The following is a 25,971-nucleotide window of genomic DNA, read 5'->3' on the forward strand; positions in this document are numbered from 1 at the left end:
GCCATCGCGGCGAAGATCAGCCGAGCACGGGCTCGGCTCTACAGCAGGGTTTATGGCGAGGGCTTCGCCAGCTTCTTGGCCTTCGCGTACAGCCGATCAGCCGCTTCCCTCTCCCCCAATGCAGCGTGGCACTCGGCCAGGCTGTCCCACGTGTTGGCGGACTGCGGATACAGCTCGGTGTTCAGCGCGAACACCTTCAGCGCCTTGCGTGCACCGAGGCTTTCGCGGATGGCATAGCCATCACTGTTGATCGCACGTTCCAGTTCGCCGGTGGGAACGCCATTGCTGTCGCGCAGCCAGCTACGCATCTGCGGTTTCGCATCGGTGCTGTCATCCAGCGCATAGCCGATCAGCCGCTCGGACAACACCGCATGCGGAAACTCCCCGGGCGCAACCTCCGCCATCGTGCTCTCCACCAGCGTGCTGGACCAGACATTGCGGGCGCTGCCATTGGTCAGGTACACGAACACCCAGTAACCGTTGGCCAGCGTGCCCTTGTAGGCCAACCGCGCACGAACGCGGGTGCCGCCATCATGACCGACCTGGGTGTAGCCATCGCTGCGGGTGGTATCCCAACCGGTGGAGAAGAAATTGCTGCCGCCACCGCTCAGCTTCCGCGGCTGCCAGAGTTTTTCCAGGGTCGCCGTGCGCACCAGCTTGCCGGTCGCCAGCGCCTGCAGGAAACGGTTCATGTCGCCTATGGTGGTCTGCAGATCAGCATGGCCCCAGCCGTAGTCCGGCCAAGGGTCTTCATCGGCCGGCTGTAGTTGACCATCCTTACCGATGTAAGGCACGGCCGCGCGCGTGGCTGGCACGCTGGTGACGCCCCATGAGGTGCTCGCCATCTTCAATGGCTGCAGGATGCGTTCGCGCGCGATGGCCGGGTAGGGCGTGCGGTAATGCGCTTCCAGCAAGGCGGTCAGCACCAGGTAGTTGGCCTGGGTGTACTGCACGCGACTGCCGGTGGCGAACTGCATCGGTGCCGCACCGGCCACCTTCAGTGCCGCGCCAAGGTCAGGCGCTACACCGGGGTAGCCCTTGCTGACCCAGCGGTTATCCACCCGGTCGTAGTACTCGCCGATGCCGGAGCTGTGGTTGAGGAAATCACGCAGGCGGATCGCCTGCCATGTGGTCGGCAGGTCCGGAACATAGCGACTGGCCGGCGCATCCAGATCCACCTTGCCCTGATCGACCAGTTGCATCACCAGCGTGCTGGTCAGCAGCTTGGCCATCGACTGCGCGGCGAAGATGGTCTCGACGGTGGCAGGGGCATGGGCAGCGGGATCACGTTCACCGCTGGCGCCCTGGTAGAGCACCTGGCCGTTGTGTGCGACCAGTACCGCCTGGCCGGCAATGCCGTAGCGCTCGCGGTTGCTCTGCAGTTGGGCGTCTAGCTGAGTGGAGAGAGTGGTGGGGACGTCACGCGCCGAAGCGGGCGGGATCGCAAACAGCGTGCAGAGCAATGCGGCAGCGAGCGTGCGGTACATCGCGGTGATCCATCAGCGGTGATGGCGCATGTTGGTCACGACCGACGAGCGGGTCAAGGCCGCCGATTCCCGCATCGGGGAGAGCCGGCCAGCGGCCGGCACTACCACACGTTTCGGTAGTGCCGGCCGCTGGCCGGCACCTCCGTGATCAGCCGAGGATCCCCGGCAGATCCAGTCCCTTTTCCTTCGCGCAGTCGATCGCTACTTCATACCCCGCATCGGCATGGCGCATCACGCCAGTGGCCGGGTCGTTCCACAGCACGCGGCCAATCCGCTTCGCCGCCGCTTCGGTGCCATCACACACAATCACCATACCGGCGTGCTGCGAGAAGCCCATGCCCACGCCGCCACCGTGGTGCAGCGACACCCACGTCGCGCCGCTGGCGGTGTTGAGCAGGGCGTTCAGCAGCGGCCAGTCGGACACCGCATCGGAGCCGTCGGCCATCGCTTCGGTTTCGCGGTTCGGCGAGGCGACGCTGCCACTGTCCAGATGGTCGCGACCGATCACCACCGGTGCCTTCAGTTCGCCGTTGGCCACCATTTCATTGAAGGCCAGGCCGAGTCGATCACGATCACCCAGGCCGACCCAGCAGATGCGTGCCGGCAGGCCCTGGAACTTGATCTTCTCGGCGGCCATGTCCAGCCAGCGGTGCAGGTGCGGGTTGTCCGGAATCAGTTCCTTCACCTTTGCATCGGTCTTGGCGATGTCTTCCGGATCACCGCTCAGTGCCGCCCAGCGGAACGGGCCGATGCCGCGGCAGAACAGTGGACGGATATAGGCCGGCACGAAACCCGGGAAATCGAAGGCATTGGACACACCTTCTTCCAGCGCCATCTGCCGCAGGTTGTTGCCGTAATCCACGGTGGGCACGCCCAGCGCATGGAAGCCGAGCATGGCGCGGATGTGGTTGGCCATCGATGCACGCGCGGCCTTCTCCACTTCCTTGGGGGCGGAAGCGCGCTTCTCATCCCACTGTTCGACCGTCCAGCCCTGCGGCAGGTAGCCGTTCACCGGGTCGTGCGCGGAGGTCTGGTCGGTCAGCAGGTCCGGCTTCACGCCACGCTTGAGCAGTTCGGCCAGCACGTCAGCCACATTGCCGAGCAGGCCCACCGACTTCGGCGTGCCGGCCTTGCACGACTCGTCGATCAGGCGCAGCGCTTCGTCCAGATTATCGGTCCAAGTGTCGAGGTAGCCGGTGCGCAGGCGCATGTCGATGCTGCTCTTGCGGCACTCGACGGCCAGGCAGGAGGCGCCGGCCATCACGGCAGCCAGCGGCTGTGCACCACCCATGCCGCCGAGGCCACCGGTGAACAGCCACTTGCCGGTCAGGTCGCCGCCGAAATGCTGGCGCCCCATTTCCACGAAAGTCTCGTAGGTGCCCTGCACGATGCCCTGCGCGCCGATGTAGATCCAGCTGCCGGCGGTCATCTGGCCGTACATGGCCAGGCCCTTCTTATCCAGCTCGTTGAAGTGGTCCCAGTTGGCCCAGCGCGGCACCAGGTTGGAATTGGCGATCAGCACGCGCGGCGCGTCGGCGTGGGTGCGGAACACGCCTACCGGCTTGCCCGACTGCACCAGCAGGGTCTGGTCGTCGTCCAGGCGCTTGAGCGTCTCGACGATGGCATCGAAGCTTTCCCAGTCGCGCGCGGCGCGGCCGATGCCGCCGTACACCACCAGTTCCTGCGGGCGCTCGGCCACGTCCGGGTGCAGGTTGTTCATCAGCATGCGCAGCGGCGCTTCGGTCAGCCAGCTTTTGGCGTTGAGCGTGGTGCCGGTCGGCGCGGCAATGGTGCGGGACGGGTCGTTGCGGGTCATGCGGCGCTCCGGTTCGTAGCGAATTCAAGGCAGGCGTTGAGCACCTGCGCCAGGGTGTGGCGCAGCGGTGCGGCGTGGGCGGGGTCGAGCGGGGTGGGCCAGCTGTGTTCGTCCACCTGGTCGGGCAGCGGCTCGTGCATGTAGCCGCGGCAGGCAAGTTCCATCTGCAGGCTGTGCACGCCGCCCGGGATGTTGCTGTAGTGGCGGGTGATCCAGCCGCCCTTGAAGCGGCCGTTGCGCACCTGGCTCATGCCACTGAGCGCCAGCAGGTTCTCCACCACATCGCTCAAGGCGTTGTCGCAGGAGGTGTCCGGTGCACCGGACGGGCCGGCGGTACCCAGGTTGAACTGCGGCAGCTCGCCTTCGAACAGGTGCGGGATGTGTGAGCGGATCGAGTGCGCGTCGTACACCACCACGGTACCGTGGTGTGCGCGCAGGCGCGTGATCTGCGCCGCCAGCGCATCGTGGTAAGGCAGGAAATACGTGTCGCGGCGACGGGCGATTTCCGCTTCGTCTGGTTCGCGCCCGGCGAGGTACAGCGGCTGGTTGTCGAAGGTGGTCAGCGGGCACAGGCCGGTGGTGTTCTGGCCCGGGTACAGGGAGACGCCGCTGGGATCGCGGTTGAGGTCGATTACCGAACGCGAGATCGCCGAGCGCACCGTGGTCGCGCCCATGCCACGCACGAAGTCGTACAGTTCGTGTACCCACCAGTCTGCGTCGCGGCGGGCCAGCCACGGTGAGTGGTAGTCGCCGATCAGGTCGTGCGGCAGCTCGCTGCCCGTATGCGGAAAGCTGACGATGAGGGGGGCGTCGCCTTCGTGCACCGTCAGCCATTCGGGATGGGTATTCATGCCTGCGGTTCCACGGTTGGCAGCAGGTCGGTCAGGTCCTGCGCCAGCGCGCCACTGCGCACCAGATTCGTGGCGGTCACCATGTCCGGATGGAAGTAGCGGTCTTCTTCCAGCGTCGGCACCTGCGCACGCAGGGTGGCGCGCACGGTTTCCAGTGCGGCGCTGGAGCGCAGCGGGGCGTGGAAGTCACAGCCCTGCGCAGCGGCCAGCAGCTCGATGCCGATCACGTTGGCCGCGTTCTCGGCCATCTGCATCAGCCGGCGCGCGCCATGGGCGGCCATCGACACATGGTCTTCCTGGTTGGCCGAGGTCGGGATCGAATCAACACTGGCCGGGTAGGCGCGCTGCTTGTTTTCCGAGACCAGCGCGGCGGCGGTCACCTGCGGAATCATGAAACCGGAATTCAAACCGGGACGCGGGGTCAGGAACGCCGGCAGGCCAGACAGTGCCGGGTCCACCAGCATCGCCAGGCGGCGCTCGCTGATCGAACCGATCTCGCACACGGCCATGGCCAGCATGTCGGCAGCGAAGGCCACCGGCTCGGCGTGGAAGTTGCCACCGGACAGCGCTTCGCCGGTGTCGGTGAACACCAGCGGATTGTCGGACACGCCGTTGGCTTCGATTTCCAGCGTGGTAGCGGCCTGGCGCAGGATGTCCAGCGCCGCGCCCATCACCTGCGGCTGGCAGCGCAGGCAGTAGGGATCCTGCACGCGCACGTCGTTGTCACGGTGTGATTCGCGGATGTCCGAGCCCTGCATCAGCGCGCGCAGAGTGGCGGCGGTGGCGATCTGCCCGCGCTGGCCGCGGATCGCGTGGATGCGCGGGTCGAAGGGCGTGTCGGAACCCTTGGCAGCTTCCACCGACAGCGCGCCGGTCACCAGTGCGGCCTGGAACACGGTTTCGATCTCGAACAGGCCGGCCAACGCATAGGCGGTGGAGAACTGGGTGCCGTTGAGCAGCGCCAGGCCTTCCTTCGCGCCCAGTTCGATCGGCTGCAGGCCGGCACGTGCCAGTGCGTCGGCTGCCGGTAGGCGCTCGTCACCGATGAAGGCTTCGCCTACGCCCAGCATCACGCTGGCCAGGTGCGAGAGCGGCGCCAGGTCACCCGAGGCACCCACCGAGCCCTGTGCGGGCACGACCGGCAGCACGCCCTTGACCAGCATCGCTTCCAGCAGCAGCAGGGTCTCCTCGCGAATGCCTGACGCACCCTGCGCCAGGCTGACCAGCTTCAGCGCCATCATCAGGCGCACCACGCTGGCCGGCATCGGCTCGCCCACGCCGGCGGCATGCGAGAGCACGATGTTCCGCTGCAGGGTGGCCAGGTCTTCGCGCTCGATGCGCACGCTGGCCAGCTTGCCGAAGCCGGTATTGATGCCATACACCGGCGCGCCCTTGGCGACGATGGCGGCCACCGCCGCCGCACTGGCGCGCACCACCGGCAGCGCGGCCGGGTCCAGTGCGAGCGGCGCACCGCGATAGACCTGCCGCCACTGGGCGAGAGTGACATGGCCGGGGCGAAGAACCAGGGTGTTGCTCATGTGTTGCTCCAGGAGGCAGGCAGGTCGGGCTGTCCGCGCACCACGCGCGCGTGCAGCGGGTTGAATCCAATGCGATAGACCAGGTCGGCGGGGGCATCGATGTCCCAGATCGCCAGGTCGCAGTCCATGCCCACCGCCAGGCGGCCGATGCGCTCGCCATGGCCCAGTGCGCGCGCCGCTTCACGGGTGAAGCCGGCGATGCACTCGTCCACGGTCAGGCGGAACAGGGTGGCGCCCATGTTCATCGCCAGCAGTGGGCTGGTCAGCGGCGAAGTGCCCGGGTTGCTGTCGGTGGCCAGCGCCAGCGGTACGCCGGCCGCACGCAGCGCGGCGATCGGCGGCAGGGTGGTATCGCGGGTGAAATAGAAGGCACCGGGCAGCAGCACGGCGACGGTACCGGCAGCGGCCATCGCGGCGATGCCGGCATCGTCCAGATGTTCGATATGGTCGGCCGACAGTGCCCCGAAGCGGGCCGCCAGTTCGGCGCCATGCTGGTTGCTCAGCTGCTCGGCGTGGATCTTCACCGACAGCCCGTTGGCGCGCGCCGCTTCAAAGACCTGGCGCGCCTGCGCCGGCGAGAAGGCGATGTTCTCGCAGAACACATCCACCGCTTCGGCCAGGCCTTCGGCGGCGATGGCCGGAATCATCACGTTGCACACCTCGTCGGTGTATTCCTGTGCTTCGCGGCCTGGCGGAACCGCGTGTGCGCCGAGGAAGGTGGTCACCACGTTGACCCGGCATTCCTCGCCCAGCGCGCGTGCGACCTGCAGCTGCTTGCGTTCGTCGGGCAGGGTCAGGCCGTAGCCGGACTTGATCTCGATCGTGGTCACGCCTTCGGCACGCATCGCCAGCAGGCGCGGCCGGCTTTCGCTGGCCAGCTGTTCCGGGGTGGCAGCACGGGTGGCGCGCACGGTGGAGACGATGCCGCCGCCGGCACGGGCGATCTCGGCATAACTGACGCCCTGCAGGCGCTGCTCGAATTCATTGGCGCGGTTGCCGGCGTAGACCAGGTGGGTGTGGCAGTCGATCAGGCCGGGCGAGATCCAGCGGCCTTCGCCATCGATGCGGGTGGTCGGCTGCAGGTGGGCGTCGCTGCCGGCCGCGCCGACGTGGACGATGCGGCCGTCGGCGCAGGCCAGGACGCCATCGCGGATGACACCCAGCCCTTCGCCATCAAGGGTGATCAGGTGGACGTTGGACCAGAGGGTATCGACGTGCATGGCATCCACAACGCGGCTGTGCTTATATGTCTATACAATATAGGCGTCCATTTCGGGTTGTCCAGCCATGTCCGATTCGCGTTCCCCGCACAGTTTCCATGCCGCCCACGCCCTGCTGGCCGAGGGTTGGGTCCGCGATGTCCGCCTGCAGGTGCAGGACGGTCGCATCGCGGCCATCAGCACGGGGCAGGGCGCGCAGTCGGGCGACACCCGCGTCGGCATCCTGGTGCCGGGCCTGCCCAACCTGCACAGCCATGCTTTCCAGCGCGGCATGGCCGGGCTGACCGAGATCGGCGGCGGCGACGGTGACAGCTTCTGGAGCTGGCGCGAGCTGATGTACCGTTTCCTGGCCCACCTGCGCCCAGACGCGGTGCAGGCCATTGCCGCCCAGGCCTATATGGAAATGCTGGAAAGTGGCTTCACCCGCGTCGGTGAATTCCATTACCTGCACCACGACGCCGAGGGCCACGCCTATGCCAACCGCGCCGAGATGAGTGCGCGGATTGCCGCCGCCGCCGACCAGACCGGCATCGGCCTGACCCTGCTGCCGGTGTTCTATGCGCATGCCGATTTCGGCGGGGCGGCGCCGAATCCAGCGCAGCGGCGCCTGATCCACGACGTGGACGCCTTCTCGCAGCTGCTGGAGGCCGCAAAGCCGGCCTTGGCCGCGCTGCCCGACGCGGTGCTCGGCATCGCACCGCACAGCCTGCGTGCGGTCACCGGCGAGGAACTGAGTGCGTTGCTGCCGCTGACCGACGGCCCGGTGCACATCCATATCGCCGAGCAGGTGCGCGAAGTGGAGGCCTGCCTGGCCTGGAGCGGCCAGCGCCCGGTGCAGTGGCTGTACAACCATGCGCCGGTGGATGCGCGCTGGTGCCTGGTGCATGCCACCCACATCACCGATGACGAGCGCGCGGCCATCGTCGCCAGCCAGGCCGTGGCCGGCCTGTGCCCGATCACCGAGGCCAACCTGGGCGACGGCCTGTTCCCGATGCAGGCGTTCGCGCGCGAGGGCGGACGCTTCGGCGTCGGCTCCGATTCCAATGTGCTGATCGACGCGGCCGAAGAACTGCGCCTGCTCGAGTACGGCCAGCGGCTTACCCTGCGCGGGCGCAACGTGCTGGCGCCGGATGCCACCCGCAGCAGCGGTCGTTTCCTGTTTGAAGGTGCACTGCACGGTGGCGCACAGGCGCTGGGCGTGGCCGCCGGCCTGCAGGTCGGCGCCAGTGCCGACCTGGTTGAACTGGACGCCGCACACCCGGCGCTGCAGGCGCGACAGGATGACGCATGGCTTGACAGCTGGGTGTTCGCCGCACGTAATGGCGCGCTGCGATCGGTCTGGCGCCATGGCCGCCAGTGCGTGGCCGAGGGCCGCCACCTGCAGCGCGAGGCGATCACCAGCGCCTTCGCTGCCGCCCTGCGCGGCGTGCTGGGCTGATCGCCTCCCGCCACCGAGACCCCATTACGTGAAGGCCAGCAAGTCCGCCACGCTCAACCAGCGTATCCGCAGCGATCTGGAAAGCCGCATCCTCAGTGGAGAGTGGGCGCCGGGCTTCCGGATTCCGTACGAGCACGAGTTGATGGAGCAGTACGGATGCTCGCGGATGACAGTGAACAAGGTGCTGACCGCACTGGCCGAGAGCGGCATGATCGAGCGCCGCCGTCGTGCCGGTTCCTTCGTGGCGCGGCAGCCGCCGCACCTGGAGCAGGTGGCGCTGGAGATTCCCGACATCGCGATGGAAGTCGGCTCGCGCGGCCATCAGTACGCCTATCGACTGCTGCAGCGCGATCTGCGCCTGGCCGATGCCGGCAATGCCGGCGAAGTCGAGCTGGCCGGCAGCGAAATGCTGCTGGCGATGCGCTGCCTGCACCTGGCCGATGGCCGCCCGCTGGCACTGGAGCACCGCCTGATCAGCCCGGTGGGCGTGCCCGAGGTGTTGGAGGTCGACTTCAGCACCACCGCCCCGGGCAGCTGGCTGCTGCAGAACGTGTCCTGGACCCGCGCCCAGCATCGCATCAGTGCCTGGGGCGCGGATACTGCCACCGCCAGGCTGCTGGATGTGAAGCCCGGTACCGCCTGCCTGGTGATCGAACGCCTGACCTGGCGTGGCGAACAGCCGATCACCCGCGTGCGCCAGGTGTTCCTGGGGGATGCCTGGGACTTGGTGGCGCGCTTCGCGCCGGGCGCGCGATAGGGATTCCATCCACGCATGGCGTGGATCTACTCTGCCGAAACGACTGTCGCCTTGAACTCTGTCGGGGCGTGTGTACGATGTGTATCGTCCCTGCATGAAGGGCAGGGACCTCATCCGGGAACTGGAAGCGGCAGGTTGGATCTGTCGTCGGATCCGCGGATCCCATCATGTATTCGTGCACTCGCAGCACCCTCACATCATCACCGTTCCTCACCCAAGGAAGGATCTGGGGAAAGGGCTGGTGCAGGCGTTGCGGAAGCTCGCAGGACTGACGTAGGAGGGCCCATGCGATATCCAGTCTTGATCGAGGCGGGCGATGAGCGCACCGCGTGGGGTGTGGTCGTTCCAGATCTGCCGGGGTGCTTCTCAGCGGCCGACACGCTTGATGATGCGCTCAGTGCGGCGGAAGAGGCGGCGCTCGCCTGGATTGATGTGGCCCTGGATGAGGGGCGCTCAATTCCGACACCTTCCGCGCCGCAGAAGATCGCCGCGGAGGCATCCAAGGACATCTGTTGGATTCTTGCGTACATCTGCATTGATCCGGCTCTGCTGGACGACACCATCGAGCGGGTCAATATCAGCCTGCCACGCCGGATCCTGGCGAGGCTGGATGCGCAGGCCAGAGCGGCGGGTGAATCGCGCTCCAGTTACATCGCCCATCTCGCGGCATTGGGCTGAGCAGGCGCCATGTGGAGCCGAGCCCATGCTCGGCTGCTGTTCGCGCGTGGCTCAACTCTGCAAAGGCATCCACGCGTGGCGTGGATCTATCAAGGGGTCGCGCATCGGGATTCAGTAGATCCACGCCATGCGCGGATGCTGCGCCATCAATACGTAGCGCACTGCCGCCAGCGCACCGGCTCATCCACGCCGGGGCGGGCATTGAGCTGGATGCGCACGTTGCGCAGCGCGGGGTAGTGCAGCACTTCCTCGCAGACCAGCGGCCACACCGCGTCCAGTTCGCCGGTGCGGTTGATCGCCAGTGTCTGCCGGGTCAGCCAGACACCGCTGGCGATGCCGGGCTTGCCGGCCAGGGCGCGGGCCAGATCGGCCTGGAAGCGCTCCAGCGTGGCGGCATCGGGGTCGGGATTGCTGCGCGCGTCGGTCGCGGGGGCGACGGCAGGCGTGGGAGCGGGGGCGGCCGCAGGGACTGCTTCGATCGGGGCGGGTGCGGCTGAAGGTGCGGCCGAAGGCGCGGCCGAAGGCGTTGCCACCACCGGCGCCGCAGCGACCGGAGGGGCCTCTTCCACATGCAGGCCCTGCAGACCCAGGCCGACAAGCAGCCCCAGCGTGGCCGAACCCAGTGCGGCAATGGCAATGCGGCGCAGCGCTTCGTGCCGGGCGCTGGCGCGCACGCGCGCTTCGATGTCGCCGGGCAGGTAGGGCTGCAGCAACGGCCACAGGCGCGGCCCGTCCAGCACTTCAACCGCCTGCTTCTCGGCGGCGCCACGGCCGTCGCGTTCGATACGGCCTTCGGTCAGCAGTACGCCCCCCTTGGCGCCGGCCAGGCGCGCGGCCGCACCCAGTTCGTTCACTGCGGCGGTGCCGATGCGGTAGGCCAGGCCGTGCTTGCACGACACCAGCCATTGATTGGGGCCATCGCTGAGCAGGAAGTCGCTGCTCGGCTCGCGGGCATCTTCGGCCGGATCGACCAGCTCGCGCAGGCCACGCTGCTCGCGCAGCATGCGCTTGACGAGTACCGAAAATTCGCGCCAGTGCATGCCTGCCAGGGCCTGCAGGCCGAGTTGCATCTCCTTCTGCCGCCGCTTGATCCACCACAGATAGACAACGGCCAGGGAACAGGTAAGCAGGGCCGACAGCAGGGCCAGGATCCAGGGGAGCATGCAGGAGTAGGGCGGAAGGGGCGAAAGCGGAGAGCGACAGTGTAAAGGTCGCGGTGCCCGGCTGGGTCAGGATGTTCCTGACAGGAAGCGTGATGGAGCGCGCAGATCGGTATACGGCGGACACGAAAAACCCGCCAATCCTGAAGCCGTGAGGGGAGGGAACAAACGGCAGCCGAAGCGATTGGCGGGTTGCTCGCGATTGTCAATCAAAATTTATTGCATTGCAACAATTGCGCTCAGGGAATGCTGTCCGGCGATTGATGGCTGCCCGGGGCGGGGGCATCTGCACCCGAAGCTGCCCGGTTTTCCAGCCTGGCCAGGCGCGCGTGCAGGGCATCGATGCGGGCTTCCAGCGCGGTCACCTCGTCGGCAGTGGGTACATGCAGGCGCTTGAGCACGCCCTGTACCTGGTCATCAAAGGCCTTCTCGACTTTGTTCCAGGTGCCGGAGGCCTTCTCGCGGGCCTCGTCCAGTGAGGTTTCGACGTTGTCACGCCAGCCCGGGCCCTGTTCGCCGCTGCGTTCACGGCGGCGGGCTTCCCAGGCTTCGCCTTCCTTCACCAGGCCGTCGAAGAAGCGGCTGCCCTCGGCCTGCGCGCGCCCCAGCGCACCCAGCCCGGCCAGCCAGACCTGTTGCGCCGAATCGCTGAGCTTGCGCGAGAAGCGCTCGGCCTGGTCACCGAAAGAGGCGTCGTCGTTGCGGCGGTCGTCGTTCTCGTAGTGGTTCATCGCACTTCCCGTGGGAGTTGGGCCTGCCCCGAGAGTAGCGCGCGGTGGCGTTGCACGGCCGTGATGGCCGCCGCCAGGATTCAGCCCAGCTTTTCCTTCAGCACGCGCTGGATCTCGCCTTCGACCATGCCCTTCATCGCCGACAGCAGGAAACCGAGCTTGGCGGTCACGCGCACGGCGCCCGGCTGCAGTTCGATCGCACCGTCCACACCGCTGCCGGAGAAGTTCAGGACGTCGGCGGTCCAGGACGACTTCAGGCCGAAGCGCTCGGACAGCTTGGCAGCGACCTGTTCGATCGCGGCGCGCGCCTGTGCGTCGGGCAGGGCGTGGGCGTGGCGGACATCGATGGTGGACATGCAGGCTCCTGGCGCAGGGCGGGGATGATCAAAGAGGGCGAGCATTGTGCGCATCAAGGGCCGCCGCGCCAAGCACTCATCGTGGGTTCTTCTTCGTTGGCGACCAACCTGCTAGGCTGCGCCGCGTGCAGAACCTGCTAGTTCACTTCAGTCAGCAACAACAGCCCGACCAGCCCCTGCGGCCCGGGGTGCAGCGCATCGTGCGCCAGGCCAACGGCAGCGTGCGGCTCGGTGATGCCGGCCACGGCGCCCTGCTGCTGGCCCAGTTCTGCATGGACGATCGCGGCCTCTGGCTGCAGGTCGGCAATGGCATCCGCGGCATCCACGTCAATGGTCGACCGGTGCGCCGGATGGCCCTGCTGCGCGCGGGCGATGCGGTATACGTGGATGGCGTGGAGATGGTGCTGCAGGGCGAAGTCGAGAGCCTGCTGCAGGCGCCTGCGCCGAAGAACGAGGATGGCAGCGACGAGCAGCAACGACTGCTGCGCGGTGTCGGTGGCCTGCACCATGGCCGCAGTTTCACCCTGTCGCGGGCCCGCCTGATCGGCCGCGGCAACGAGGCCGACATCGCCATTGATGACCCGGCCTTCGCCGAACAGCATGCCCGCGTGGAAGTGCACGGCGAGCGCGTGCTGCTGCGCGACCTCGGCAGCGCCGACGGTACCCGGGTCAACGGCGTGGCCGTGCGCCACTGCTGGCTGCAGGCCGGCGACCAGGTCGTGTTCGATGGCCAGCACCGGTTCGTGCTGGAAGTGCCGCACGATCCGCGCCGGCGGCCGCTGCCCGCCGAGGACGACGCCAGCCACGAGGCCGAGCAGGCGCCGGTGCTGCCGGCCGCGCCGCGCAGGGTCCGGCGCTGGCCGTGGCTGCTGGTGAGTGCGCTGCTGCTGGCCGCACTGCTCAGCCTGCTGCTCTGGTTCGGCGCGCGCTGATCTGAATCCGCTGGGTCCGCGCCCTGGTGGGTGCCGACCTTGATCGGCACGCTCCGTCGGCGGGCTTGACGCCTGGCAGCACACGGCTTTGGTAGGTGCCGACCTTGGTCGGCACGCTCCGTCGGCGGGCTTGACGCCTGGCAGCACACGGCTTTGGTAGGTGCCGACCTTGGTCGGCACGCTTCGTCGGCGGGCATGACGCCTGACGGCGTACGCCGACCAAGGTCGGCGACTACCGGGGGCTTTGCTGCTGATCTGAATCCGCTGGGTCCGCGCGCTGGTGGGTGCCGACCTTAGATCGGCACGCTCCGTATGCGGGCTTGACGCCTGACGGCGCATGGCTTTGGTAGGTGCCGACCTTGGTCGGCACGCTTTTTCGGCGGGCATGACGCCTGACGGCGTACGCCGACCGAGGTCGGCGACTACCGGCGCCACGCCGGCGGCGAATGGATTCCAATGAAACCAAATTTCCCTTGCCGCACTAGGCCGCAAGGCTGGTGCACTGCGGCATACTAGGGGTCTTGCCCCACAGGTGTGACATGACGCGCGCGTTCAACTTCAGTGCCGGCCCTGCGACCTTGCCGGAATCGGTCCTGCGCCAGGCGCAGGCGGAAATGCTGGACTGGCACGGTAGTGGTGCCTCGATCGTGGAAATGAGCCATCGCGGCGCGGAATTCATGTCCGTGGCCGCCGAGGCCGAGGCCGACCTGCGCCGCCTGCTCGATATCCCCGACGACTACGCGGTGCTGTTCCTGTCCGGTGGTGCCACCACCCAGCAGGCGCTCATCCCGCTCAACTTCGCCAGCCCCGGCCAGCGCGCCGACTACGTGGTCAGTGGCCATTGGGGAAAGACTGCGGTCAAGCAGGCCGGCGTCTACGTCGACGTCAACATTGCCGCCAGCAGCGAGCCCGACGGCTACCGCACGCTGCCGCCCCGCGCCGACTGGCAGCTCTCGCCCGACGCCGCCTATGTGCACATCACCGCCAACGAGACCATCCACGGCGTCGAGTTCCGTGATGTGCCGGATACCGGCGATGTGCCGCTGGTGGCGGACTTCAGCTCGTCCATCGCCAGCGAGCCGCTGGATGTACGCCGCTACGGTGTGATCTATGCCGGCGCGCAGAAGAACCTGGGCCCGGTCGGCATCGCAGTGATGATCGTCCGCCGCGATCTGCTCGAGCGCACTGGCCAGCCGCGCGCGGACATCTTCGATTACCGCTCGCATGTCGCCCGCGATTCGATGCTCAACACCCCGCCGACCTGGAACTGGTACCTGGCCGGCCTGGTGTTCAAGTGGATGCTGGCCGAAGGCGGCGTGGCCGAATTCGCCAGGCGCAATGCCGCCAAGGCGGCACTGGTGTACGGCGCCATCGATGGCTCCGGCGGCTTCTACCGCAACGAGGTCGCGCATGCGGCACGCTCGCGGATGAACATCCCGTTCTTCCTGCCCGATGCCGGGCTTGATGCCCGCTTCGTCGCCGAAGCGAAGGCTGCCGGCCTGCTGGCGCTGAAGGGACACAAGGTGGTCGGGGGCATCCGTGCCTCGCTGTACAACGCCATGCCGCTGGCCGGGGCCGAGGCGCTGGTCGCCTTCATGGCCGATTTCCAGCAGCGTCACGGCTGAGCAATGAACGGCGCGCACCGTCGGGTGCGGGTCCCGCAACAAGGAATTCCGATGGCAAGCAGCAAATCCAGCAAGAAGGCGCCGAAGAAGGCCGAACCGGCCAAGGACAGCGCGCCCAGCAAGGCGAAGGGCAAGGCCAAGGCCGCCTCGAACCCGGCACCCACCCTGGCACCGCTGGCGCTGGCCGATGTGCGCTCGAAGATCGACCAGATCGACCGTGACATCCAGAGCCTGATCGCCGAGCGCGCGCGCTTCGCCCACCAGGTCGGCAAGGCCAAGGGCAAGCTGGCCGCCGCTGTCGACTACTACCGCCCCGAGCGCGAAGCGCAGGTGCTGCGCATGGTGGTGGACCGCAATGAAGGCCCGCTCAGCGACGAGCTGCTGGTGCATGTCTATCGCGAGATCATGTCGGCCTGCCTGGCCCAGCAGGAGCCGCTGAAGATCGGCTACCTCGGCCCGGAAGGCACCTTCAGCCAGCAGGCCGTGCTCAAGCACTTCGGCCGCTCCGCGCTGGGCCTGCCGATGGCCAGCATCGAGGAAGTGTTCCAGGAAGTGGAAGCGGGCAACGCCGATTTCGGCGTGGTGCCGGTGGAGAATTCGGGACAGGGCACCATCCAGATCACCCTGGACATGTTCCTGACCTCCAACCTGAAGATCTGTGGCGAAGTGGAACTGCGCGTGCAGCAGTTCCTGATGTCGCGCAGCGGCCGCATCGAGGACATCGAGCGCATCTACGCGCATCCGCAGTCGTTCATGCAGACCTCGGCGTGGCTGCGCGCCAACCTGCCGAAGGCCGAGAAGATTCCGGTGTCGAGCAATGCCGAGGGTGCGCGTCGCGCGCGCAACGCCGACGACGCAGCGGCCATCGGCGGCGAGAGTGCCGGCCACGTGTACGGGCTGAAGAAGGTGGTCACCAAGCCGATCCAGAATGATGCCGACAACACCACCCGCTTCCTGGTGGTGGGCCGCAACATCTTCCCGACCTCCGGTCACGACCGCACCTCGGTGCTGGTGTTCATCCATGACAAGCCCGGTGCGCTGTTCGATGTGCTCAGCCCGTTCGCCCGCCACGGCATCAGCATGAACCGCATCGAGTCGCGGCCGTCGCACCACGGCAAGTGGGAATACGGCTTCTTCATCGACCTGGCCGGCCACATCGACGACGCGCCGATGCAGGCGGCGCTGGCCGAACTGGAAGCGCACTCGGCGCAGATCAAGGTGCTGGGCTCCTACCCGGTGGCCGTGCCCTGAGTGCTGCTGTGGCGGCCCTGGCCGCCGCTCCCTGATGCATCGCCGGCGCTGCCGGCGTTTACGGAACGATCGAACGATGAGCAACGCGCAACACTGGATCGCCCGCAAGGGCCAGCCGCTGCAGGGCAGCCTGACCATTCCCGGCGACAAGTCGGTCTCGCACCGCTCGGTGATGTTCGCCGCGCTGGCCGATGGCACTTCGCATATCGAAGGCTTCCTGGAAGGCGAGGACACCCGCGCCACCGCGCGCATCTTCAGCCAGCTGGGTGTGCGCATCGAAACCCCCAGCCCGTCGCAGCGCATCGTGCATGGCGTCGGTATCGACGGCCTGAAAGCACCGGAGGCACCGCTGGACTGCGGCAATGCCGGCACCGGCATGCGCCTGCTGGCCGGCCTGCTGGCGGGCCAGGCGTTCGACTGCACGCTGATCGGCGATGAGTCGCTGTCCGGCCGCCCGATGCGCCGTGTCACCGGCCCGCTGTCGCAGATGGGCGCAAGGATCGATACCCAGGACGACGGCACGCCGCCGCTGCACGTGCATGGCGGCCAGACGCTGCATGGCATCGACTTCGCCTCGCCGGTGGCCAGCGCACAGATCAAGTCGGCCGTGCTGCTGGCCGGCCTGTACGCGCAGGGCGAAACCCGCGTGGTGGAACCCCACCCGACCCGCGACTACACCGAACGCATGCTGTCCGCGTTCGGCGTGGACATCGAATTCTCGCCGGGCAAGGCGCGCCTGCGGGGCGGCCAGCGCCTGCGCGCCACGGACATCGTAGTGCCGGCCGATTTTTCCTCGGCGGCGTTCTACCTGGTCGCCGCCAGCATCATTCCCGGCTCCGAGCTGCGCCTGAAGCAGGTCGGCCTGAACCCGCGTCGCACCGGCCTGCTGCACGCGCTGCGCCTGATGGGGGCGGATATCACCGAAGAGAATCCGGCCGAGCAGGGCGGTGAGCCGGTGGCCGATCTGGTGGTGCGCTACGCTCCGCTGAAGGGCGCGCGTATTCCCGAAGCACTGGTGCCGGACATGATCGACGAGTTCCCGGCGCTGTTCGTGGCCGCCGCCGCCGCCGAAGGCCAGACCGTGGTGAGCGGTGCTGCCGAACTGCGGGTGAAGGAATCCGATCGTCTTGCGGCGATGGCCACTGGCCTGCGCGCGCTGGGCATGCAGGTGAACGAGACCGAGGATGGCGCCACCCTGCATGGCGGGGCTCGGCTGGGGAGTGGCACCATCGAAAGCCACGGCGACCATCGCATCGCCATGGCATTCGCCATTGCCGGCCAGATCAGCGACGGCGAAGTGCGCATCAACGACATCGCCAACGTCGCCACGTCCTTCCCGGACTTCGATGGCCTGGCGCGCAGCGCCGGCTTCAACCTGGCCTGATCGGCGGATCGCGTTTTCCGGTAGGTGCCAACCCTGGTTGGCACGCTCACATCACCGGGTAGGTGCCAACCTTGGTTGGCACGCTCACATCGCCCGGTAGGTGCCAACCCTGGTTGGCACGCTCACATCACCCGGTAGGTGCCAACCCTGGTTGGCACGCTCACATCACCCGGTAGGTGCCAACCCTGGTTGGCACGCCTCTCCAGATAAAAGGACGGAGGCCGAAGCCTCCGTCTAAACATCACGAACCCCTCGTCCGCGATCAACGCTGTTCGGTACGGAAATCCACCGGGACCCGCACCACACTGGCCACTGCACGACCTTCATGCATCGCCGGCTGGAACTTCCAGTTCTGCACGGCGCTCAGCACCGCGCGATCCAGGTCACGGCTGCGTTCGCCGCTGCGCGAAACAATCGCGGCATTGGTCACCTGGCCGCGGCTATCGACATTCAGGCTGGCGATCACGCTGCCCTGTACGCCATTACGCAGCGCGGCGGCGGGGTAGGTCGGCTTGATGTTGCCTGCCAGCGGGCGCGCCTCGCGATTGCGTACCGCAGGGGCGGCTTTGCGCTGGTTGCCGACCGGTGCGGCCTGGCGGGCCGCCGGCTCCTGCGCGTCGGCCACCGGCGCCTGCTCGGGGGCGGGCAGCATGCGCTCGCCGACCGGTGCCGGCGCCACGTCTTCCTGATTCGAGTGACGCAGCCAGAGCAGCGCGGCGGCAAACATCGCCACGATCAGCGCGATCCACATCCAGGGCGACGTGGGCTTGTGCTGTTCGCTGGCGTCCTGCTGCAGCTGCGGCGAATGAAGGTCTTCGTGGGTGGTGGCGGTCATCGCAAACTCCTTCCGTCAATGGACGACGGGGAGAGTGTTGCGCGGGCCAGTGGCGGGAAGTGTCAGCGTTGCGTCAACGCCACCGGCAGGGTTCAGGTTGCCTGCCGGGAATCGTTCAGTTACTGGGTCTTGAAGTCGAACGGCACTTCAATGCTGCCCGGTACGGCCTGGCCGTTGCTCTGCGCCGGGGTGAAGCGCCAGCGGCGCACGGCGTCGGTGGCGGCACGGTCGAGCTCGCGTGAGCCGCTGCGCTGGATGACCGTGGCATTGTTCGGGTAGCCGGTGGCATCCACGTCCACGCGCACCACCACGCTGCCGGTCTCGCCCGCGCGCAGGGCCGCGGCCGGGTAGGCCGGCGGCGGCGACTGGCCGGCAATCGGCATCGGCTGGCTGTTGCCGGTGGCGGCTGGCGCAGGGGTCGGCGTGGCCGGGGCCGGTTCAGCGATGGGCGCCGGCGGCGGCGGTGCGGTTTCGACCAGCTTCGGGGCGTCCTCTACCGGGGCCGGCTTGGCATCGGGCATGTCACTGGAGCCTGCGGCGGCGGCCAGCGGTTCCGGCAGCGGTTCCACCTGCGCGGTCTCCTGCGGTGTCTGCGCGGCCGGATCGGCACGGAAGAATTCCTTGTCGCGGCCGGTCAACCAGACCAGCACGAACAACAGCACGCCCACGCCGAAGGCGATGCCGGCGATCTTCAGGGCGTTGCGCGGGATATGCACAGTGAACGACTTGGCGGACGACGAGCGGGGTGCAGACATGGACCGGACCAGTACGGAATAGCCCGATTCTGCCACGCCAGGAATGAACCGGGCGGCAGAAAACCGTATAACAAGCGATAATCCCATCCCTGATACCCACCACGACACCTGCCATGCTTGATCCAGCCCTGCTCCGCCACCAGCCCGCCGACCTCGCCGAACGCCTGCGCACCAGCCGCGGCTTCGAGCTCGACGTGTCTGCCCTGGAGTCCCTGGAGGCGGATCGCAAGCGCATCCAGGTGCGGACCCAGGAGCTGCAGAGCCTGCGCAACAGCCGTTCCAAGGCCATCGGCCAGGCCAAGGCCAAGGGCGAGGACGTCTCGGCCATCATGGCCGAGGTCGCTGCCTTCGCCGACGAGCTGAAGGCTTCGGAAGTGGCGCTGGACGAGCTGCGCGAGAAGATCGAAGCGATCTCGATGGGCATTCCGAACCTGCCGGCCGACGACGTGCCGGCCGGTGCCGACGAGAACGACAACGTCGAGCAGGCGCGCTGGGGTACCCCGCGCCAGTTCGATTTCAAGGTGCTCGACCACGTCGAACTGGGCGCCCGCAACGGCTGGCTGGACGGCGAGACCGCGGCCAAGCTGTCCGGTTCGCGCTTCACCGTGCTGCGTGGCCCGATCGCGCGCCTGCACCGCGCCCTGGCCCAGTTCATGGTCGACCTGCACACCGGCGAGCACGGCTACGAGGAGACCAACGTGCCGCTGCTGGTCAACGCCGACTCGCTGCGCGGCACCAGCCAGCTGCCGAAGTTCGAAGACGACCTGTTCAAGACCGCCGTGGGCGACTCCACGCGTTACCTGATCCCGACCTCGGAAGTGCCGCTGACCAACATCGTGCGCGATGAGATCGTCGACGCCGAGCGCCTGCCGCTGCGCATGACCGCCCACTCGATGTGCTTCCGTGCCGAGGCCGGCAGTGGTGGCCGCGACGTGCGCGGCATGATCCGTCAGCATCAGTTCGAGAAGGTCGAGCTGGTCTCGATCAGCCGCCCGGAAGACAGCGACGCCGAACACCAGCGCATGACCCGCTGCGCCGAAGTGGTGCTGGAAAAGCTGGGCCTGCCCTACCGCAAGGTGCTGCTGTGCACCGGCGACATGGGCTTCTCGGCGGTGAAGACCTATGACCTGGAAGTCTGGCTGCCGTCGCAGGAGACCTACCGTGAGATCTCCTCGTGCTCGAACTGTGGTGACTTCCAGGCCCGCCGCATGCAGGCGCGCTGGCGCAACCCGGCCACCGGCAAGCCGGAGCTGGCGCACACGCTGAACGGCTCGGGTGTGGCCGTTGGCCGCGCGATGATCGCGGTGATGGAGAACTACCAGAACGCCGACGGCAGCATCACCGTGCCGGAGGCCCTGCGCCCGTACATGGGTGGCCTGGAAACCATTGGCTGATAGCCGGCGCAATGCGCCGCCGCCCGAGCATGGGCTCGGGCGCTACAGATCTGTGTAGAGCCGAGCCTATGCTCGGCTCTCCTTTATGGCCCGCAGCTTCTCCAGCGGCACCCATCCCGGTTCGCCGTTCTCCGGCACGCACCATGCCCAGCCATTGAGCGTGCGCATCCCGCGCAGCGTCTGCCCGGGGTCCACATCCAGTTCGCGCGCGCAGTAATCCTGCGTGGCAAACGCGCCACCCTGCGCATCGCGGCCGATCACCGGCGCCGGCACGAATCCGGGCTGCTGCCCCTCGGCCTCGCAGAGGAACCAGTCGTCCCAGCCCTCCGGGCCTTCATAACGTTCGCCCACCACCAGCGCCTGGCCGCGGCGCAGGATGATCGGGTGCGGAAATTCGCTGCGGTGCGCAGCCGTCACGATGTAGTTCATGCCCCCAGCCTAGCGCGCCGCAAAAGAAAACGGCCCCGCACAGCGGGGCCGCCAGGGTGGGCCGGGAGGGGGAGGGGATCCCGGCCCGCGTTCAGCGCCCAGACGAGGAGAGAGGGGCGCCGAACGTTGGAACGCGTTACGCCGCGACGGCTTCGGCCACGTCGTGCGACGGCAGCGCCGCCAGCGCACCGGCGATGGCGTCTTCACGGTGCTGCGGCGAGTAGGCGATGCCCTCGGCGCGCACGAACTCGACTTCGTTGATGCCCATGAAGGCGAACACCTGGCGCAGGAACGGCTCCTGGAAGTCGGCCGGCGAGTCGGTGTAGATGCCGCCGCGGCTGCTGGCAATGATCACCCGCTTGCCACCGGCCAGGCCCACCGGGCCGTTCTCGGTGTACTTGAAGGTGCGGCCGGCCACGGCCACGCGGTCGATCCAGGCCTTCAGCGTGGACGGGATGCTGAAGTTGTACATCGGCGCGCCGATCACCACGATGTCGGCCTCCAGGAACTGCTGCATCACCTGTTCAGCATCGGTCGCTTCAGCGGCGTCGGTCTTGGCCAGCGAGCTGCTGCGCAGGTGCGGTACCGGATTGGCGTCAAGATCGCGATAATCGACCTGCAGGCCATCGATCTGGCTGGCGAGGCGGGCGACCACGGCGGCCGACAGCTGGCGCGAGACGGAGTTGTCGCCAAGCACGCTGGCGTCGAGATGCAGAAGCTTCATGGCAGTCACCTATGTTCTGGGAGGAAGGAGCGGGGTGGCCCCGCCGACGGAGAGAACGATAGGTTGTTGCAAAGGCGGAATAAAGGTGATTGAATGCCACGTATTGTTCTAGATATGGAACTCGGGCATGCATGACCTGAATGACCTGTACTACTTCGCGATGGTGGTCGACCACGGCGGATTCGCCGCCGCCGAGCGCGCTTTGGGCATCCCCAAGTCGCGACTGAGCCGCCGCATCAGCCAGCTGGAAACCGACCTGGGCGTGCGCCTGCTGCAGCGCTCCACGCGCCGTTTCGCGGTCACCGATGTCGGCACCAGCGTGCACCGACATGCGCAGACGATGCTGGCCGAAGCGCAGGCCGCACGCGAAGTAGTGGACCGCCTCAGCGCGGAACCGCGCGGCGTGGTGCGCGCCAGCGTGCCGGTGTCACTGGCGCAGATGCAGCTGCCCAAGCTGCTGCCCAAGTTCCTTGAGCAGTATCCGAAGGTGCGGTTGCAGCTGAACATCAGCAACCGCCGCGTGGACATCATCAACGAAGGCTACGACGTGGCCCTGCGCGTGCGTTCGCGCCTGGACGACGACGGCAGCCTGGTGATGCGCAGCTTCGGCCAGGTGCAGGAACTGCTGGTGGCCAGCCCGAAGTACCTGGACCGCGCCGGTCGCCCCAAGGACCCGGAAGAGCTGACCCAGCACGTGACCCTCAGCATCAGCGAAGACGAAGCCCGCCAGCGCTGGGAACTGCATGGCCCGGAAGGCGAAGTGCGCCGGGTCGACCTGCAGCCGCGCGTGGCCGGCTTTGACTTCCCGCTGCTGCAGAGCATGGTGAAGGACGGTTTTGGCATCACCATGCTGCCGGAAACCGTGTGCGCCGACGCCGTGCGTAATGGCGAGCTGGAAGTGGTACTGCCGGACTGGTCGCTGCCGCAGGGCGTGTGCCACGCCGTGTTCGCCTCGCGCCGCGGCCTGCTGCCGGCGGTGCGCGTGTTCATCGACTTCCTGGCCGAGCACCTGCCGCCGCAGCTGGAGGCCTCGCGCCTGGATTGCGGTGGCGCCTGTGAAAAGGCCAAGGAGCGGATCAAGGCCAGTGCACTGGGTGCGCTGGCGGTGGATGCCGGCTGAGAAGGCGGGTAGGTAGCGCCGGGCCATGCCCGGCGTTGCTGTATTCCGGCGCCGATCAGTTCCGGCCGAACAGCCGGTCCCAGAAACTACGGCGTCGCGGTGCGGCCGGTGGCGGTCCGGCTGCAACGACGGGCGCTTCCAGCACCGCCATCAGCTCCGCGCTGCGCGGCTTCTTCAGGAATCGCGCATAGTCCAGATAGCTGGTCACCATGCTCATGTGCAGGGGTTCGGGCATTGCCGGCAATGCGCCGCACTGCAACAGCACCCGCAATGCCTGCGGACGATCCAGGCGGATCGCCTCGTACAGGGCGGTGCCGCCACAGCCCGGTTCGATCAGGTTGGCGCGCTGCGGCGCATCCTCCAACAGGGTTTGCAATGCCTCCGCGTCGTCTCGTTCTACTGCAGCCACCAGCCGCGCCAGCGCCTCGGCTTCCGCAGCTGGCAGGTTGTCGCGATAGGCCTGGTCGGCAATCTCGCGCTCGTCGCGCCCATCGCCGCCCTGGATGCACAGGAAATCGGTGACCAGGGCGACCGGAATGCCGGACGTATCCAGCGCCCAGTAGCTGGGATAGACACCGTCGCCCCAGCCGCTGGTGAACACCACCAGGCCGTGCGGCGAGTCCTCGCCCCAGGGGCGGTACTCGGCGCCTTCATCCAGGCCATCGTGGTCGATCAGTGCATCCGACCATTCACTCTCTTCGTCGCCATCGGCCTGTTCGATCAGGGCCAGCAGCGCCTGCTGGGTGTCGGTGTCCATGAAACAACCGATGCCGGCGTCGACCGGGTAGCCGATGAAGCTGTCCTCATCCAGGCCGGTCAGGTCCTGCGTGGTCCAGCGCGCCATCTGCCAGTGCAGGGCGGTCGCGGTGAGAGCTTCGCGTGGCTTGAACCAGACCACGGCCAACGCCGGGCGGCCGCTGTGCACGATGATCTCGACCGGATGCCGGCCCAGCGGGGCGGTGTAGTCGGCCAGCGCAGGCGCCTCGGCCTGGACCAGCGGATCGCAGACCACCACGTGCCCGCTGCTGACCGGCAGGTGCCCGGCGAAGGTGCGGTGCAGGGCCACAGCGGCCAGCTGGGTGTCGTCCAGCAGGCAGGTGCGCAGGTTGGCCAGATCGAGATGGGCCATGGCGGCTCCGAGTGCGGTGAAGGCCCCCACCGTGCCGGATGCGAAGGGCAGGGGCAAGGTGGTCTTGGGCAAATGCCCTTCACGTGCGAGAATACGGCGCTGCCCGGGCGACCGGGACCCGATTGGAGAGATGGCCGAGCGGTTTAAGGCACCGGTCTTGAAAACCGGCGAAGGGTTAAACCTTCCGTGGGTTCGAATCCCACTCTCTCCGCCAAGATGTGGCGCATGTTGTTGATTTTAATGGTTATTGGCCCACTTGTTGGAGGCTGTTCCCATCGCTGTTCCCAATGCGGTGCATCGGCTGCAGTCTAATAGGGGAAGTAGATGGCGCAGGAAGGAAAGTTCGACGTTCTTTACGGGCCGCTTGTAGATGTGTGCAAAGCCCACGGCATATCAAGAACTAATGCATTCAAGCTCGCCAATGAGGGGCTACTGGAGACCTTCATGTACGGGAACCGGCGCTACGTATATGTAAGTAGCGTTCATTCTCTGCCCGAGCGCCTCGGATTGGTCGTCAGAACGCCGCCTGTTGGCGACTAGAGCGAACACTCTGTCATTACGCCTCAACCAGCCGAGGCGGACCTTAGTTCATTCTTCTATTCTGAGTCGGGGGCGCTTTCGCTGCCTCCTAGCAAGTTCCGCTGCCTCAACCGTGCAAGCATCCGGTTGAAAGACTTCTTCGTCCAGGGGCGTTTTCTTAGCGTGTGCACGCCGTTGGCATTCAGCCACGCGCGCCAGCTTGCCTTGTCGTGCCCATCGTCGGCACTGTCTATTGCCCCGTCCTTCATTGCAGCAAGCAGTGCTTCATAGACGGTCTTTGCATGCTTGTCTGCGTTGAGCTGCAACTGTCGCGTGGCAGCTGCCGTGTCGCTGTTGCGGACTGCCTTCAGATTTGGATTCCCACCGGGTCTTGCCATGCCTATTGGTTCCCAAATTGCGGAATGTCCCCCCTTGAGAAGATACCTGTGAGAGCAAAAACGCACAACGCTCTTGCAGGTACAAGCAATGGATGACACGAATAATTATTCAAGAACTGAGCTTCAACGACAGACCGCAGAGTGGCTTCTCAGAGAAGAGTGCAACGCGATGGTCACGTTAACTTTCAGCGGCGAAAAAGGAGTGAGCTATCAGTTTGCGGAGAAGGCATTTGGTTCCTTTACGCACAAGCTGAAGTGTCGTCTATTTGGTCGGAACTCGAAGAAGCGGATTCGTATGTGTCCAATAGTTGAAGACTTTGGTGGGGAACAGATGTGGAGTACATCGGCTCAAGGTGTTCGACGAGGAACGCACATTCATTGCTTAATGCGATTGCCTGGCGACCCGATGGACTACAAGGAAGTAGTCCGGAACCTATGGTGTTCTTCGGGCGAGTTGTGCGGAGACCCAAACGTGAACTGTCCGAATAGTAGCGATTGGTTCGTCGATATTAGCAATGAGCAAGACAGGCGCGAAGTGACCCACTACGTCCTGAAAAAGTGCGCGCAAGACATCGACGGAGTACTTGTAAAATTTATGCCAACTCGGTCTGCGATTTAAGAACTGGATTCACTTCGTAGGAGGCAAATGCCTCTGGTATATTGCTATCATCAGCGAAGGGGAGTCAGCTCTCCCCTGATTTATCTATGGGGAATATATAAGGTCACGGTAGTGAGTTGGGATTCTTCTGGCTCTTCAAATAGACACTGATAACGAGTTCCGTAAGGCCTCCAGCACGTGAGTGTCTTCTTCGATAGAGAAGCCTGTTGTGGATGCCGTGCCGGATGACGCGAGCACGACAGTCCCTCTATGGTCAACGCGTTGATGCTTAACGCGGACCTTTTCGATGACGTACGGTCTGGCTGACGTCAAGGACTTCAGTGCGGTCTGTGCGTCGCCTCTTCCTGCCTTAACCAACGCTCTCGCGCTCGCTCCATCCGAAAATGCGATGCTTCCAACTTGGAAGGCGTCAACAGTAAACGGCATGCTTGTGGAGGCTGCGAAGACCTCAAGCCAATGATTGACGTCGACCTTCACGGGTTTCACGGCTATTCTAAAGTCGGTAGTTTGGCTTAGCAGTGCCAGACAGGCATGCAAATGCCGGACTCCCTGTCGAAGCTCTATGCAAGGTAGGTCATCAGCAATAAAAAAATGCTGTTCGGAATACTTAACGGAGGAGAACTCTGCTTCGTTTCCGAATGGGTCGACTATGACCTCCGTTACGTTGACTCGTTGAACATAGCGGGCTTCAACAGAGTTTCGTCGCGCTCTGTCAACTACAAATCCTTCCTCGGAATCCTTAGTGAACTGCGCTTGTTGGAGTAGTCTTGCTAGCTGCCGAGCCGATACGTCCAAATCCGCCGAAAGCCATTTTACCTTGCTCAT

The 25,971-nt window shown here is 66.3% G+C and carries 25 protein-coding genes and 1 tRNA gene; 11 read left to right on the top strand and 15 right to left on the bottom strand.

All coding sequences use genetic code 11. From position 1 onward, the window contains the following. Window positions 1–50: 50 nt before the first annotated feature. The 5 genes from VG556_RS09370 to hutI all read right to left on the bottom strand — a co-directional run bounded on the left by VG556_RS09370 (window position 51) and on the right by hutI (window position 6,912). Window positions 51–1,487 (bottom strand): serine hydrolase domain-containing protein, encoded by a 1,437-nt coding sequence (locus VG556_RS09370; protein WP_100450300.1) that lies wholly within the window; start codon window positions 1,485–1,487, stop codon window positions 51–53. Between the two features lie 148 nt (window positions 1,488–1,635). Continuing rightward, entirely contained in the window at window positions 1,636–3,303 is a 1,668-nt protein-coding gene (gene hutU, locus VG556_RS09375) for a urocanate hydratase (RefSeq protein WP_100450299.1), read from the bottom strand. After that, window positions 3,300–4,154, bottom strand: coding sequence for an N-formylglutamate deformylase (hutG, locus tag VG556_RS09380; RefSeq protein ID WP_100450298.1), 855 nt, complete (start codon window positions 4,152–4,154; stop codon window positions 3,300–3,302). Before hutG ends, hutU begins: the two co-directional genes overlap by 4 nt. After that, complete coding sequence (hutH, locus tag VG556_RS09385; RefSeq protein WP_100450297.1) at window positions 4,151–5,692, bottom strand: histidine ammonia-lyase; 1,542 nt, start codon at window positions 5,690–5,692, stop codon at window positions 4,151–4,153. The genes hutG and hutH overlap by 4 nt, the downstream gene beginning before the upstream one ends. Next, entirely contained in the window at window positions 5,689–6,912 is a 1,224-nt protein-coding gene (hutI, locus tag VG556_RS09390; RefSeq protein WP_049407859.1) for an imidazolonepropionase, read from the bottom strand. The genes hutH and hutI overlap by 4 nt, the downstream gene beginning before the upstream one ends. A 67-nt stretch (window positions 6,913–6,979) precedes the next feature. Between hutI and VG556_RS09395 the strand changes: the two genes are divergently transcribed. The 4 genes from VG556_RS09395 (at window position 6,980) to VG556_RS09410 (ending at window position 9,785) form a co-directional block, all read left to right on the top strand. Beyond that, window positions 6,980–8,350, top strand: coding sequence for a formimidoylglutamate deiminase (locus VG556_RS09395; RefSeq protein WP_100450296.1), 1,371 nt, complete (start codon window positions 6,980–6,982; stop codon window positions 8,348–8,350). A gap of 28 nt (window positions 8,351–8,378) precedes the next feature. Beyond that, on the top strand, window positions 8,379–9,107 hold the full coding sequence (hutC, locus tag VG556_RS09400; RefSeq protein WP_032957259.1) for a histidine utilization repressor: 729 nt from the start codon (window positions 8,379–8,381) through the stop codon (window positions 9,105–9,107). 94 nt (window positions 9,108–9,201) lie between these two features. Then, complete coding sequence (locus tag VG556_RS09405; protein WP_100450520.1) at window positions 9,202–9,384, top strand: type II toxin-antitoxin system HicA family toxin; 183 nt, start codon at window positions 9,202–9,204, stop codon at window positions 9,382–9,384. Between the two features lie 8 nt (window positions 9,385–9,392). After that, window positions 9,393–9,785 carry a type II toxin-antitoxin system HicB family antitoxin gene (locus VG556_RS09410; protein ID WP_100450295.1) on the top strand — a complete coding sequence of 131 codons (393 nt, stop codon included), beginning with the start codon at window positions 9,393–9,395 and terminating at the stop codon, window positions 9,783–9,785. Window positions 9,786–9,931: 146 nt separating this feature from the next. Here the strand turns inward: VG556_RS09410 and VG556_RS09415 are convergent, their stop codons facing one another. The 3 genes from VG556_RS09415 to VG556_RS09425 form a co-directional block, all read right to left on the bottom strand. Continuing rightward, on the bottom strand, window positions 9,932–10,948 hold the full coding sequence (locus VG556_RS09415) for a restriction endonuclease (protein WP_100450294.1): 1,017 nt from the start codon (window positions 10,946–10,948) through the stop codon (window positions 9,932–9,934). A gap of 236 nt (window positions 10,949–11,184) precedes the next feature. Then, complete coding sequence (locus tag VG556_RS09420) at window positions 11,185–11,676, bottom strand: phasin family protein (RefSeq protein WP_032961659.1); 492 nt, start codon at window positions 11,674–11,676, stop codon at window positions 11,185–11,187. 80 nt (window positions 11,677–11,756) lie between these two features. Continuing rightward, entirely contained in the window at window positions 11,757–12,032 is a 276-nt protein-coding gene (locus VG556_RS09425) for a polyhydroxyalkanoic acid system family protein (protein WP_005417302.1), read from the bottom strand. Window positions 12,033–12,157: 125 nt separating this feature from the next. On the opposite strand from VG556_RS09425, the gene VG556_RS09430 reads away from it, so the two are divergent. The 4 genes from VG556_RS09430 to aroA all read left to right on the top strand — a co-directional run bounded on the left by VG556_RS09430 (window position 12,158) and on the right by aroA (window position 17,224). Next, window positions 12,158–12,964, top strand: coding sequence for an FHA domain-containing protein (locus VG556_RS09430; protein ID WP_049407843.1), 807 nt, complete (start codon window positions 12,158–12,160; stop codon window positions 12,962–12,964). Window positions 12,965–13,503: 539 nt separating this feature from the next. Beyond that, window positions 13,504–14,589 (top strand): 3-phosphoserine/phosphohydroxythreonine transaminase, encoded by a 1,086-nt coding sequence (gene serC / locus VG556_RS09435; protein WP_014647617.1) that lies wholly within the window; start codon window positions 13,504–13,506, stop codon window positions 14,587–14,589. A gap of 51 nt (window positions 14,590–14,640) precedes the next feature. After that, window positions 14,641–15,840, top strand: a complete 1,200-nt coding sequence (gene pheA, locus VG556_RS09440; RefSeq protein WP_014647616.1) for a prephenate dehydratase — start codon at window positions 14,641–14,643, stop codon at window positions 15,838–15,840. A 76-nt stretch (window positions 15,841–15,916) separates the two neighbouring features. Then, complete coding sequence (gene aroA, locus VG556_RS09445; protein WP_100450293.1) at window positions 15,917–17,224, top strand: 3-phosphoshikimate 1-carboxyvinyltransferase; 1,308 nt, start codon at window positions 15,917–15,919, stop codon at window positions 17,222–17,224. A 262-nt stretch (window positions 17,225–17,486) separates the two neighbouring features. Here aroA and VG556_RS09450 read toward each other — a convergent pair whose 3' ends face one another. Further along, window positions 17,487–18,059 (bottom strand): energy transducer TonB, encoded by a 573-nt coding sequence (locus VG556_RS09450; protein WP_046431429.1) that lies wholly within the window; start codon window positions 18,057–18,059, stop codon window positions 17,487–17,489. Between the two features lie 119 nt (window positions 18,060–18,178). After that, window positions 18,179–18,814, bottom strand: coding sequence for an energy transducer TonB (locus tag VG556_RS09455; protein ID WP_100450292.1), 636 nt, complete (start codon window positions 18,812–18,814; stop codon window positions 18,179–18,181). Window positions 18,815–18,927: 113 nt separating this feature from the next. Here VG556_RS09455 and serS point away from each other — a divergent pair, with 113 nt between their 5' ends. After that, the gene (gene serS, locus VG556_RS09460) at window positions 18,928–20,208 is read left to right on the top strand and encodes a serine--tRNA ligase (protein ID WP_014647612.1); all 1,281 of its coding nucleotides are present in this window, start codon (window positions 18,928–18,930) and stop codon (window positions 20,206–20,208) included. Between the two features lie 66 nt (window positions 20,209–20,274). On the opposite strand, the gene VG556_RS09465 is transcribed toward serS, so the two are convergent. Continuing rightward, a complete protein-coding gene (locus VG556_RS09465; protein WP_053495993.1) occupies window positions 20,275–20,637 on the bottom strand; it encodes a ligand-binding protein SH3 in 363 nt (120 codons plus the stop codon). A gap of 136 nt (window positions 20,638–20,773) precedes the next feature. Further along, window positions 20,774–21,361, bottom strand: a complete 588-nt coding sequence (locus tag VG556_RS09470; protein ID WP_032957392.1) for an FMN-dependent NADH-azoreductase — start codon at window positions 21,359–21,361, stop codon at window positions 20,774–20,776. A gap of 127 nt (window positions 21,362–21,488) precedes the next feature. Here VG556_RS09470 and VG556_RS09475 point away from each other — a divergent pair, with 127 nt between their 5' ends. After that, on the top strand, window positions 21,489–22,481 hold the full coding sequence (locus VG556_RS09475) for a LysR family transcriptional regulator (RefSeq protein WP_005410175.1): 993 nt from the start codon (window positions 21,489–21,491) through the stop codon (window positions 22,479–22,481). 55 nt (window positions 22,482–22,536) lie between these two features. On the opposite strand, the gene VG556_RS09480 is transcribed toward VG556_RS09475, so the two are convergent. Continuing rightward, window positions 22,537–23,610 (bottom strand): DUF4241 domain-containing protein, encoded by a 1,074-nt coding sequence (locus VG556_RS09480; protein WP_100450519.1) that lies wholly within the window; start codon window positions 23,608–23,610, stop codon window positions 22,537–22,539. A gap of 124 nt (window positions 23,611–23,734) precedes the next feature. Between VG556_RS09480 and VG556_RS09485 the strand changes: the two genes are divergently transcribed. After that, window positions 23,735–23,824, top strand: a tRNA-Ser gene (locus tag VG556_RS09485). Window positions 23,825–24,206: 382 nt separating this feature from the next. On the opposite strand, the gene VG556_RS09490 is transcribed toward VG556_RS09485, so the two are convergent. Both VG556_RS09490 and VG556_RS09495 read right to left on the bottom strand, forming a co-directional pair. Continuing rightward, complete coding sequence (locus tag VG556_RS09490) at window positions 24,207–24,527, bottom strand: hypothetical protein (RefSeq protein ID WP_139727315.1); 321 nt, start codon at window positions 24,525–24,527, stop codon at window positions 24,207–24,209. Between the two features lie 754 nt (window positions 24,528–25,281). Continuing rightward, window positions 25,282–25,971, bottom strand: coding sequence for a hypothetical protein (locus tag VG556_RS09495; protein ID WP_146257721.1), 690 nt, complete (start codon window positions 25,969–25,971; stop codon window positions 25,282–25,284).

Origin of the sequence: Stenotrophomonas sp. CASM106 (genome assembly GCF_049384825.1) — a bacterium.
Lineage (GTDB): Bacteria > Pseudomonadota > Gammaproteobacteria > Xanthomonadales > Xanthomonadaceae > Stenotrophomonas > Stenotrophomonas muris.

Bases quoted from the DNA above. Each gene is read 5' to 3' on its own strand.
- VG556_RS09405 (WP_100450520.1), top strand. From the start codon at position 9,202: ATGAAGGGCAGGGACCTCATCCGGGAACTGGAAGCGGCAGGTTGGATC.
- VG556_RS09480 (WP_100450519.1), bottom strand. From the start codon at position 23,610: ATGGCCCATCTCGATCTGGCCAACCTGCGCACCTGCCTGCTGGACGAC.
- VG556_RS09495 (WP_146257721.1), bottom strand. From the start codon at position 25,971: ATGAGCAAGGTAAAATGGCTTTCGGCGGATTTGGACGTATCGGCTCGG.
- VG556_RS09395 (WP_100450296.1), top strand. From the start codon at position 6,980: ATGTCCGATTCGCGTTCCCCGCACAGTTTCCATGCCGCCCACGCCCTG.
- hutI (WP_049407859.1), bottom strand. From the start codon at position 6,912: ATGCACGTCGATACCCTCTGGTCCAACGTCCACCTGATCACCCTTGAT.
- VG556_RS09415 (WP_100450294.1), bottom strand. From the start codon at position 10,948: ATGCTCCCCTGGATCCTGGCCCTGCTGTCGGCCCTGCTTACCTGTTCC.
- serC (WP_014647617.1), top strand. From the start codon at position 13,504: ATGACGCGCGCGTTCAACTTCAGTGCCGGCCCTGCGACCTTGCCGGAA.
- VG556_RS09420 (WP_032961659.1), bottom strand. From the start codon at position 11,676: ATGAACCACTACGAGAACGACGACCGCCGCAACGACGACGCCTCTTTC.
- VG556_RS09490 (WP_139727315.1), bottom strand. From the start codon at position 24,527: ATGGCAAGACCCGGTGGGAATCCAAATCTGAAGGCAGTCCGCAACAGC.
- hutH (WP_100450297.1), bottom strand. From the start codon at position 5,692: ATGAGCAACACCCTGGTTCTTCGCCCCGGCCATGTCACTCTCGCCCAG.
- pheA (WP_014647616.1), top strand. From the start codon at position 14,641: ATGGCAAGCAGCAAATCCAGCAAGAAGGCGCCGAAGAAGGCCGAACCG.
- aroA (WP_100450293.1), top strand. From the start codon at position 15,917: ATGAGCAACGCGCAACACTGGATCGCCCGCAAGGGCCAGCCGCTGCAG.
- VG556_RS09450 (WP_046431429.1), bottom strand. From the start codon at position 18,059: ATGACCGCCACCACCCACGAAGACCTTCATTCGCCGCAGCTGCAGCAG.
- VG556_RS09475 (WP_005410175.1), top strand. From the start codon at position 21,489: ATGCATGACCTGAATGACCTGTACTACTTCGCGATGGTGGTCGACCAC.
- VG556_RS09455 (WP_100450292.1), bottom strand. From the start codon at position 18,814: ATGTCTGCACCCCGCTCGTCGTCCGCCAAGTCGTTCACTGTGCATATC.
- hutU (WP_100450299.1), bottom strand. From the start codon at position 3,303: ATGACCCGCAACGACCCGTCCCGCACCATTGCCGCGCCGACCGGCACC.
- VG556_RS09410 (WP_100450295.1), top strand. From the start codon at position 9,393: ATGCGATATCCAGTCTTGATCGAGGCGGGCGATGAGCGCACCGCGTGG.
- VG556_RS09370 (WP_100450300.1), bottom strand. From the start codon at position 1,487: ATGTACCGCACGCTCGCTGCCGCATTGCTCTGCACGCTGTTTGCGATC.
- hutG (WP_100450298.1), bottom strand. From the start codon at position 4,154: ATGAATACCCATCCCGAATGGCTGACGGTGCACGAAGGCGACGCCCCC.
- serS (WP_014647612.1), top strand. From the start codon at position 18,928: ATGCTTGATCCAGCCCTGCTCCGCCACCAGCCCGCCGACCTCGCCGAA.
- VG556_RS09470 (WP_032957392.1), bottom strand. From the start codon at position 21,361: ATGAAGCTTCTGCATCTCGACGCCAGCGTGCTTGGCGACAACTCCGTC.
- VG556_RS09465 (WP_053495993.1), bottom strand. From the start codon at position 20,637: ATGAACTACATCGTGACGGCTGCGCACCGCAGCGAATTTCCGCACCCG.
- VG556_RS09425 (WP_005417302.1), bottom strand. From the start codon at position 12,032: ATGTCCACCATCGATGTCCGCCACGCCCACGCCCTGCCCGACGCACAG.